Below are 9315 nucleotides of genomic sequence, written 5' to 3'. Positions count from 1 at the left end.
CGGTGGTCTGCATGAGCGCGCCGCCGAACTGGAAGCCCTCGAACACGAGCGGGTGCAGATCGGCGCGGGCGGTGTACAGCGCGGCGGTGTAGCCGGCGGGGCCCGAGCCGATGATGATGACGTCGCGAATGTCCTTGGTGCTCATGCCTGCATCTCGTCTTCGGGGAAGAGTTCGGCGATCAGGCCCTCGATGCGGGTCTTGATCTCGTCGCGGATCGGGCGCACCGCTTCGACACCCTGTCCGGCGGGGTCGTCGAGTTTCCAGTCGAGGTAGCGCTTCCCGGGGAATACCGGGCAGACGTCGCCGCAGCCCATGGTGATGCACACGTCGGAGGCTTCGACCGCGTCCACCGTGAGGATCTTCGGCGACTGGTTCGCGATGTCGATGCCGACCTCCTTCATGGCCTCGACTGCGGCGGGGTTGACCTGGTCGGCAGGGGCGGATCCGGCGGAGCGGACTTCGACGCGGTCGCCTGCGAGGTGTGTGAGCCATCCGGCGGCCATCTGGGAGCGGCCGGCGTTGTGGACGCAGACGAAGAGGACGGAAGGCTTCGCGGACATAGCGGTGTTCCTTTGCTGTGCAGGGCTTGACGGTTCGGTGGTCATGATCGGACTGCTTGCAGTTCGGGGGCGTTGAAGAAGCGGCGGGCCCACAGGCTCACGTAGACGAGGCCCACGAGCACCGGGACCTCGATGAGCGGGCCCACCACCCCGGCCAGGGCCTGGCCGGAGGCGGCGCCGAAGGTCGCGATGGCGACGGCGATGGCGAGTTCGAAGTTGTTGCCTGCGGCGGTGAACGCGAGAGTCGTGGTCCGCTCGTAGCCCAGTCCGACGGCCTTCCCGAAGAGGAAGGACCCGGCCCACATGATCGCGAAGTACACCAGCAGCGGGAGCGCGATCCGCACGACGTCCATCGGCTGCGCGATGATCGCTTCGCCCTGGAGGGCGAAGAGGACCACGATGGTGAAGAGCAGGCCGTAGAGCGCGAACGGGCCGATCTTAGGGAGGAACTTCGACTCGTACCAGTCGCGGCCCTTGCGGCGCTCGCCGATCCGGCGGGTCAGATAGCCCGCGGCGAGCGGTACGCCGAGGAAGACTGCCACGTTGAGCGCGATCTCCCAACCCGATACCTCCAGGCCGGTCGAGTCGAGGCCCAGCCAGCGCGGGAGGGCGTCGAGGTAGAGCCAGCCGAGTGCGCCGAAGGCGATGACCTGGAAGACCGAGTTCAGTGTCACTAGAACCGCGGCGGCTTCCCTGTCGCCGCAGGCGAGGTCGTTCCAGATGATGACCATGGCGATGCAGCGGGCGAGCCCGACGATGATCAGCCCCGTCCGGAAGGCCGGGAGATCGGGCAGGAAGATCCACGCGAGCGCGAACATCAACGCCGGACCGATCAGCCAGTTCAGGACGATCGAGGAGACGAGGAGCCGCTTGTCGGCGGTGACCGAGTCGAGCTTGTCGTAGCGGACCTTCGCCAAGACGGGGTACATCATGATGAGCAGGCCGGCGGCGATCGGGAGGCTGATGTCGCCGATCTGGACCGCGTTCAGCGCCTCGCCGACTGCGGGGACGAACTGGCCGAGGGCGATGCCCGCGAGCATGGCGGCGCCGATCCAGACGGGCAGGTACTTGTCGAGGGTGGAGAGCCGTCCGCCCATGGCGGTGGTGTTCTCGGTGGCTACGGGCGCGGTCATGCGTTCACTCCCTGCGGGACCGAGAGGACCGTGGAGAGCAGGTCCAGGGCCGACTGCTCGGCGCGGTAGTACACCCAGGTACCGCGCCGTTCCGAGGAGACCAGGCCGATCTCGCGGAGGACTTTGAGGTGGTGGGAGATGGTCGGCGCGGAGACGTCGAACCCGTCGGTCAGGTCGCACACGCACGCCTCGCCGCCCTGGTGCGAGGCGATCAGCGACAGGAGCCGCAACCGGATCGGGTCGCCCAGGGCCTTGAAGGAGGGTGCGAGCCGTTCGGCCTGATCGGCGTTGAGCGGCTCGTTGACGAGGGGGACGCGACAGTCGTCCATCCCGACAGGGGTCAGCGGACCCACAGGTTGCTTCGACATGCGTTTATCTTGACCGATATCTAAGCAGTCCGCCAATCGGGCAAGTCGCTACCGCAGACCCCATACCCCGCCGACTCGGGCGCCGATCAGGGCGCCGATGCCAGGGGTTCGCCCGGCGTACGTCCAGACGCCCGCGAACGTTCACCTTGAAGCCCGATTCGATCTCTACTTAATTAGATATCCATCAAGTCAATGATGGTCTGGATCGAAGGGACCCCTCTCATGACCGACACCGGTGAGTTCACCATTCCGCCCGCTGTGGCGACGCTGCTCGACACCTCTGCTACCCGCCTGGCCGCCCGGTTCGCCGCGACCTTCTCGCCTGAGACCGTGCGCGAGTGTCTGGACGATTCCTACATCGTGCTTGCCGCGACCGCCCGCGTCCACACCCACCTGTACGTCCTCGCCGAGCGGTTCGCCGCAGAGCGCTTGAGCGCGACGATCACCGCGAACAGCGAGGCCGCGACCGGCAAGCCCGAGATCCTGTTCGTGTGCGTCCACAACGCCGGCCGCTCCCAGATGGCCGCCGCCCTCCTCGACCACCACGGTGCCGGACGGGTCGTGGTGCGCTCGGCCGGATCGGCCCCCGTCGACAGCGTCAACCCGGCCGTGGTCGCCGCGCTCGCCGAGCTCGACCTGGACGTCTCGAAGGAGTTCCCCAAACCCCTCACCGACGAGGTCGTGCGCGCCTCGGACGTGGTCATCACGATGGGCTGCGGCGACGCCTGCCCGATCTACCCGGGGAAGCGGTACCTGAACTGGGAACTCGACGACCCCGCAGGGAAAGACCTCGAAGCCGCCCGCCGCATCCGCGACGACATCGACGCCCGCGTCAAGAGCTTGCTTGAGGAACTGCTCGGCTGAGCCGGGCTGGCCACTGTCGCGAGTTTGAGCTATCACGACTCGGAACGACCATTCGACATCATCGAACTTCAGCGATATCATCGCTGAATGACGATGAATGATGAGCGGGGCGTCTGCCTCTCCGACGAGATCAAGGCCGGCCTGCCCCCGGCGGCGGCCCTGTTCCACTCGCTGTCCGACCCGACCAGGCTGGCGATCGTGCGCCGCCTTGCCGATCACGAGGCGCGTGTCGAGCTGCGCGTGGCCGATCTCGTCGCCGAGCTCGGCCTGGCCCAGTCGACAGTGTCGGCGCACGTGGCCTGCCTGCGGGACTGCGGCCTGGTGGCCGGGCGGAACGAGGGCCGCCAGGTGTACTACAGCCTCGCCCGCACCGAACTGCTCGACCTGCTCGAAGCCGCCGACAGCATGCTCGCCGCGACCGGCCACGCCGCCGTCCTCCACCCCGCCGGAGCCGCAGCATGAGCGCACCCGCAACGCTCACGCCCGAGCGGCGCATCGTCCTCAACGCCCGCTCCCGCCACCTCGCCTACGCCACGGCCGGCTACAACACGCTCGAGGGCATCGTGGCCCTCGCCGCGGGGGCCGCGGCCTCCTCGACCGCACTGATCGGCTTCGGCCTCGACTCGTTCATCGAGGTCTCCAGTGCGCTGATCGTGATCTGGCAGTTCCGCTCCCGTGTCCCCGAAGAACGGGAGCGGCTGGCGCTCAAGCTCATCGCGGTCTCGTTCTTCGCGCTGGCCGCCTGGGTCGCCTTCGACGCCGTCCGCTCGCTCCTGGGCCAGGGTGAGGCCGAGCCTTCCCCGGTCGGGATCGGCATCGCCGCCGTCTCGGTCGTGGTCATGCCGCTGCTGGTGTGGGCTAAGCGCCGCACCGGCCGCGAGCTGGGCTCGGCGACCGTCGTCGCCGACTCGATGCAGACCCTGCTGTGCACGTACCTGTCCGCGATCCTGCTCGTCGGCCTGGTCCTCAACGCCACGCTCGGCTGGTCCTGGGCCGACCCCGTCGCGGCCCTCATCATCGCCGCCGTCGCCGTCCGCGAAGGCGTCGAAGCATGGAAGGGCGAACATTGCGACGATTGCGCCCCCGCCGCCGGCACCACCGGCGAGGGCGGCGCCTGCTGTGATGATGACTCCTGCAAGGACTAACGCCCTCAAGTGAAGAAGTTGGCCTGTCCTTGGAGTGTCGGTCGACCTCGCGTCGGTGCATGCTGAACAGAGGAGGTGCTGTGCTCCTTCAAGTTGTCATCGTCGCGCATATCGCCGCCGGTATCACTGCTGTCGTAGCCGGAGCGGTCGCGATGCTCAGCCCGAAGCGCCCGGTCCGCCACCCCACGGCAGGGCGGATCTATCTGTTCGCCGTGATCGGGCTCTTCGCGACCGCGTGTCTCATCGTCGTCGCCCGACCGCACACCGCGTATCTGCTCCTCCTAGGCGGCGTCGCCCTGGCTTTGGCGGGCACAGGCTTCATGGCCCGCCGAGTCCGCTGGCGGCACTGGCTGCCCCACCACATCATCGCCATGGGCAGCTCCTACGTCCTGGCGCTCACCGCGTTCTATGTCGACAACGGACCGCGGCTGCCTGTCTGGCGGCTGCTGTCCCCGCTCTCGTTCTGGTTCCTGCCCGCCGCCGTCGGCATCCCGCTGATCCTATGGGCGCTGCACCGTCACACCGGCCGCCGCTCGGCCCGACGTCTGCAATAACGGCGCATACGCAGCACAGCGGAGGAGCCGGGGCAGTTGCCCCGGCTCCTCCGCTGTCTCACTAGTGACTAGCCGCAGCAGCTGCCGCCGGTCTGCTTGAGTTCGATCCGCTCACCGGAGTAACCGTGCAGGACACCGGTGGCGAGCCCGCGGGCACCGACCGCGACCGGCTCGGGCTGGGCGGTGCCGCAACCGGACCCGCCGTCCGCGCTCGTCCCGCAACCGGAGTCCGCGGTCTCAGCGGCCGCGGGGCCGCAGCAGCCCGAGGCCTCGGCGGCGTCGGCGATGCTGGTGGCCTCCAGGGACCTGCTTGAGGAGCAGACGCCGGTCTCGGGCAGGTCGAGTTCGACCTTGTCGGCGGCCTCCCGGTCGCCGGCAAGTGCGGCGGCGATGGAGCGGACCTGCTCGTAGCCGGTGGCGAGCAGGAAGGTCGGGGCGCGGCCGTAGGACTTCATGCCGACGAGGTAGAAGCCCTCGTCGGGCTGGGCGAGGTCGGCTTCGCCGTGCGGGGGGACGGTGCCGCAGGAGTGGAAGTTCGGGTCAATCAGCGGCGCGAGCTTCGCCGGGGCCTCCACGGTGGCGTCGATCTCGAGCCGGACTTCGCGGAGCATGTCGAGGTCGGGCCGGAAGCCGGTCGCGGCGGCGACATGGTCGGTCTCGATGATCTGCTCGACACCGCCGATGTTCCCGACGACTGCGACCGAGCCGTTGCCGCGGTCCTCGAAGTGGTCGATGGTGAACCCGGTGACCAGTTCGATCGCGCCTGATTCGACCAGTTCGCGGAGGCGGGCGCCGATGGTGCCGCGCGCGGGGAGCGCGTCCGCTGAGCCGCCGCCGTACAGGCGTGCCGGGCTCTGGCCGCGGATCGCCCAGACCACCGTGGTCTCCGGCTCGGCTTCCTTGAGGGTCGCGAGGTTCAGCAGCGTGTTCGCGGCCGAGTGGCCCATGCCGACCACGAGGGTCCGCTTGCCCGCGAACCGTTCGCGCTCGATACCGAGGACGTCCGGGAGCGGTCCGGCGGCCCAGGCGGCGCCCGGGTCTTCGCCGGGTGCGGCGAGGCCGTGGGCGCCGAGGGGGTTGCGCTGGGTCCAGGTGCCGGAGGCGTCGATGACCGCGTCGACGATCAGGTCCGCCCACTCCCCCGCGGTGGTGCGGGTGCGGACGAGGTAGGGGCGGCCTTCGCGGTCGATGGTGCGGGTCTTGTCGACGCCGACGCGGGAGACGGCGACGACGCGCGTCCCGTAGCGGAGGTGCGGGGCGAGTTCGGGGGTCTTGGCGAGCGGGGCGAGGTAGGCGTCGATGAGCTCGGCGCCGGTGGGCAGGCCGTCCGGGTCGGGGGCGGTCCAGCCCTGGGCTTCGAGCAGTCGCCTTGCGGCGCTGTCGATGTCGAAGCGCCACGGGGAGAACAGCCGCACGTGCCCCCACTGGCTGATCGCGTCGGCCGGGCCTTCGCCGGCTTCGAGGACGATCGGGGTCAGGCCGCGCTCGACCAGGTGCGCGGCGGCGGCCAGGCCGACCGGCCCTGCGCCGATCACAGCGACCGTGGACACCGGGCGGGTGGTGGGGTTCGACATGGCGGACTCCTGGAATCTCGGCTCATGGTGACCGCGCCGATCGCGGTCACATCAACTTCAATAATTAATACCAGTGATTGCTGTTGATAGCAAGTTCTGTGGTTTACTTGACTCATGAGCCGCACGATCGAACTCACCTTGACCGACGTGAGCGCCGCCGAGCACTCGGACGCGTCGCTGCTCGAGCACGCCAAGGACCTCGCACCCCAGTTCAAGGCTCTCGCCGACGAGAACCGGCTGGCCATCGTGCTGCTGCTGTCCGAGCACTCCCGCACCGTCAGGGAGCTGACCGAGGCCACCGGCCTCGCGCAGACCCTCGTCTCCCACCACCTCGCGCCCCTGCGCGACCTCGGCCTGGTCAGCGTGGTTCCCAAGGGCCGCAGCAACGTCTACTCCCTGTGCTGCGACGCCTTTTCCGCGCCGCTGCGCGCGCTCGCCGGCCTCTCGAACCCGGTCGAGCACAACGGCTGCTGCTAGAGGGACGCGAACGGGCCGACAGGCCGCTATTGTCACGTCCGTCGCGCTGATCGCGCTGGTCGTTTCGGCATGATGCCATGCACCCCAACGACTTCCGCGAGTTCGGACCTTCCTCGCCATGTCGCAGCAGGGGGGTCAGGTCCGACCCGTCTGGATAGGCTGGCGCAGTGAACGACACCCCTCAACCTCAACTTGAGCCCCTGACCGGCGGCGCGGCCCGGTCGCTGCCGTGGGTCTTCGTCGCAGGCGCCGCTGTCGGTGTGCTCGGCGGGATGATCGGCCTTGGCGGGGCCGAGTTCCGGCTTCCTCTCCTGATCGGCGTCTTCGGCTTCGCGGCCCTCGCCGCCGTCGTGGTCAACAAGGCGATCAGCCTGATCGTCGTGGCCGCGGCCCTCCCCGCCCGGCTGATCGCCGTCCCCTGGCCCGAGCTCGCCCCGCATTGGCCCGTGGCGGTGAACCTCCTGGCCGGGACCCTCGTCGGCGCCTGGCTCGGCGCGTCCTGGGCGGTGCGAATGCGCACGGCCGTGCTCTACCGGGTGCTCGCGGCCCTGATGGTCGTCATGGCCGCGGCACTGCTCGCCACGCATCTGCTGCCGGTGGCTTCGCTGCACCTCTCCGGCTGGCTCCAAGTGGTGGCCGGTGTCGCCGCCGGGCTCGTGATCGGGGTCGTCGCCGCGATCATGGGCGTTGCGGGCGGCGAGCTGCTGATACCGACCATCGTGCTGCTGTTCGCCATCGACATCAAGACCGCGGGGAGCCTTTCGCTGATGGTCGCCCTGCCGACCATGCTGGTCGCCTTCGCGAGGTACAGCAGGGACGGCAGCTTCGCCGTCCTCGGACGCAACCGCCGCTTCGTCCTCACCATGGCCGCCGGATCGATCGCCGGAGTGCTCCTGGGCGGACTGCTCCTCGGCGTCGTCCCCGACCTCGTCCTGATCCCGGCCCTGGCCCTCATCCTGCTCATCTCAGCGGCCAAACTCGCCCGACACCACTGACGGCCGAACACTAGACCGCGCTCAGCAGCAGCCGTCGAGGAAGGCACGGAGGCGGTCGAGCGCGGCACCGATCCGCTCCTTGTCCGCCCGATAGAAGACCGTCTTAGCCTCGCGGCGGCTGGTCAGCAGCCCGCCGTCCTTGAGTTGCGCGAGTTGCTGCGAGGCAGTGGACTGCCCGATGCCCAGCCGCTCGGCCACTTCACCGACGCTCAACTCGGCGCCACCGGCGAACAGCAACATCACCTGCTGCCGCGCCTCGCTCGCCAGGGCCTTCAAGAACCGGCCCGTCACCTCGTCCGGCACGGGCACAGCAGGGTCGGTGGTCATGCTAGCCATGCATTCCAGACTAACCTCATATCGTCATTTCGTAAAATCACGGAATGACGATATGATGCGGGCATGGACCTTATCGACACCCTCGTCATCGGCGCCGGCCAATCCGGCCTCGCCACCGCTCACACCCTCCGCAAGCACGGAATCGACCCGATCGTCCTCGAAGCCGGCGACGCACCGACCGGTGCTTGGCCGAAGTACTACCAGTCGCTCACCCTGTTCTCCCCAGCCCGCTACTCCGCCCTGCCCGGGATGCCCTTCCCCGGCGATCCCGACCGCTACCCCCACCGCGACGAAGTCATCGACTACCTCGCCGCATACGCCAAGGAACTCGACGCCGACATCCGCACCGGCCACCACGTCCGCGACCTCGAACACGCAAACGGGATCTTCACCGCCCGCCTCGCCGACGGCCGAGCGTTTCACGCCCGCACCGTCGTCGCCGCGACCGGCGGCTTCACCAACCCCTACCGCCCCGCCCTGCCCGGCCTCGAAGGATTCAACGGAAGGGTCATGCATGCCGCCGACTACCAGCGGCCCGAGCCGTTCGCAGGGCAACGGGTCCTGGTTATCGGGGGCGGCAACTCCGCAGTCCAGATCGCCACCGAACTCGCCGAACACGCCCACGTCACCGTCACCACCCGCGGGCGACTCCGCTTCGCGCCCCAACGGCCATTCGGTCGGGACCTGCACTTTTGGTACACCGTGACCGGTCTCGACGCCGCTCCGGTCGGAAGGTTCCTGGCCCACCCGCCGACGGTCCCGGTCCTGGACACCGGCCGCTACCGCGAGGCCCTTGCCGCCGGGCGGCCTGAACACCGGCCCATGTTCACCACTCTCGAAGCCGACCAGGTGATCTGGAGCGACGGCACGAGCGAGCATGTCGACGCGCTGATCCTCGCCACCGGCTACCGGCCCGCCCTCGACTACCTCACCGCACTCGACGTCGTTGACGCCGAAGGCCACCCCCGCCACCGGGGCGGACTCTCCACCGACGTGCCCGGCCTCGGATTCGTCGGCCTCGAATGGCAGCGCAGCCTCTCCTCGGCCAGCATCCGGGGCGTCGGCCGCGACGCCGCCCGCGTCGTCCGTTCCTTGGCGTCATTGGTGTTGAACTCTCGCAAGGAAATCGGATAGACCTGACCCCATGGCCACCCGAACCGCACCCCTCGAGACCGCCGGCACGCACCCACCGGTGCCGCGGCGCGTGCTCGTCGCCTTGTGCGCCACCCAGATCACCAGCTGGGGCGTGCTCTTCTACGCCCTCCCGGTCCTGCTCGGCGACATCACCGCCGACACCGGCTGGTCGAC

13 protein-coding genes and 1 pseudogene are annotated in these 9315 nt (G+C 69.0%); 8 read left to right on the top strand and 6 right to left on the bottom strand.

Annotated features, from left to right (window positions below; all coding sequences use genetic code 11):
- From O2L52_RS25550 to O2L52_RS25230, 4 genes are all read right to left on the bottom strand, one after another.
- Nucleotides 1–145 (bottom strand): FAD-dependent oxidoreductase (locus O2L52_RS25550; protein WP_416259900.1); only part of this gene is annotated, 145 nt, incomplete at its 3' end.
- A complete protein-coding gene (locus O2L52_RS25240; RefSeq protein WP_270119044.1) occupies nucleotides 142–561 on the bottom strand; it encodes an arsenate reductase ArsC in 420 nt (139 codons plus the stop codon). The genes O2L52_RS25240 and O2L52_RS25550, both read right to left, overlap by 4 nt.
- Before the next feature lie 41 nt (nucleotides 562–602).
- Entirely contained in the window at nucleotides 603–1694 is a 1092-nt protein-coding gene (gene arsB / locus O2L52_RS25235) for an ACR3 family arsenite efflux transporter (RefSeq protein ID WP_270119042.1), read from the bottom strand.
- A complete protein-coding gene (locus O2L52_RS25230) occupies nucleotides 1691–2062 on the bottom strand; it encodes an ArsR/SmtB family transcription factor (protein WP_270119041.1) in 372 nt (123 codons plus the stop codon). The genes arsB and O2L52_RS25230 overlap by 4 nt, the downstream gene beginning before the upstream one ends.
- A 222-nt stretch (nucleotides 2063–2284) precedes the next feature.
- On the opposite strand from O2L52_RS25230, the gene O2L52_RS25225 reads away from it, so the two are divergent.
- The 4 genes from O2L52_RS25225 (at nucleotide 2285) to O2L52_RS25210 (ending at nucleotide 4625) form a co-directional block, all read left to right on the top strand.
- The gene (locus tag O2L52_RS25225; protein ID WP_270119040.1) at nucleotides 2285–2926 is read left to right on the top strand and encodes an arsenate reductase ArsC; all 642 of its coding nucleotides are present in this window, start codon (nucleotides 2285–2287) and stop codon (nucleotides 2924–2926) included.
- 87 nt (nucleotides 2927–3013) lie between these two features.
- A complete protein-coding gene (locus tag O2L52_RS25220; RefSeq protein ID WP_270119039.1) occupies nucleotides 3014–3388 on the top strand; it encodes an ArsR/SmtB family transcription factor in 375 nt (124 codons plus the stop codon).
- On the top strand, nucleotides 3385–4071 hold the full coding sequence (locus O2L52_RS25215) for a cation efflux transmembrane domain-containing protein (RefSeq protein ID WP_270119038.1): 687 nt from the start codon (nucleotides 3385–3387) through the stop codon (nucleotides 4069–4071). The genes O2L52_RS25220 and O2L52_RS25215 overlap by 4 nt, the downstream gene beginning before the upstream one ends.
- Nucleotides 4072–4151: 80 nt before the next feature.
- Entirely contained in the window at nucleotides 4152–4625 is a 474-nt protein-coding gene (locus tag O2L52_RS25210; RefSeq protein WP_270119036.1) for a DUF2306 domain-containing protein, read from the top strand.
- A gap of 68 nt (nucleotides 4626–4693) precedes the next feature.
- Here O2L52_RS25210 and O2L52_RS25205 read toward each other — a convergent pair whose 3' ends face one another.
- Nucleotides 4694–6199 carry an FAD-dependent oxidoreductase gene (locus O2L52_RS25205; RefSeq protein WP_270119035.1) on the bottom strand — a complete coding sequence of 502 codons (1506 nt, stop codon included), beginning with the start codon at nucleotides 6197–6199 and terminating at the stop codon, nucleotides 4694–4696.
- Between the two features lie 114 nt (nucleotides 6200–6313).
- On the opposite strand from O2L52_RS25205, the gene O2L52_RS25200 reads away from it, so the two are divergent.
- Nucleotides 6314–6676 carry an ArsR/SmtB family transcription factor gene (locus tag O2L52_RS25200; protein WP_270119033.1) on the top strand — a complete coding sequence of 121 codons (363 nt, stop codon included), beginning with the start codon at nucleotides 6314–6316 and terminating at the stop codon, nucleotides 6674–6676.
- Nucleotides 6677–6876: 200 nt separating this feature from the next.
- Complete coding sequence (locus O2L52_RS25195; protein WP_373897075.1) at nucleotides 6877–7671, top strand: sulfite exporter TauE/SafE family protein; 795 nt, start codon at nucleotides 6877–6879, stop codon at nucleotides 7669–7671.
- Nucleotides 7672–7692: 21 nt separating this feature from the next.
- Here O2L52_RS25195 and O2L52_RS25190 read toward each other — a convergent pair whose 3' ends face one another.
- Nucleotides 7693–8007: an ArsR/SmtB family transcription factor gene (locus tag O2L52_RS25190; RefSeq protein WP_270119031.1), complete on the bottom strand. Its 315-nt coding sequence runs from the start codon at nucleotides 8005–8007 to the stop codon at nucleotides 7693–7695.
- 63 nt (nucleotides 8008–8070) lie between these two features.
- On the opposite strand from O2L52_RS25190, the gene O2L52_RS25185 reads away from it, so the two are divergent.
- Both O2L52_RS25185 and O2L52_RS25545 read left to right on the top strand, forming a co-directional pair.
- Nucleotides 8071–9141, top strand: coding sequence for a flavin-containing monooxygenase (locus O2L52_RS25185; protein ID WP_270119030.1), 1071 nt, complete (start codon nucleotides 8071–8073; stop codon nucleotides 9139–9141).
- Between the two features lie 10 nt (nucleotides 9142–9151).
- A pseudogene (locus O2L52_RS25545) lies at nucleotides 9152–9315 on the top strand (MFS transporter); the annotation flags it as partial.

The organism is Glycomyces algeriensis, assembly GCF_027622855.1.
GTDB lineage: Bacteria > Actinomycetota > Actinomycetes > Mycobacteriales > Micromonosporaceae > Glycomyces > Glycomyces algeriensis.
The sequence above is the reverse complement of the archived record's forward strand: the minus strand, read 5'-3'. Positions and strand labels throughout refer to the sequence as shown.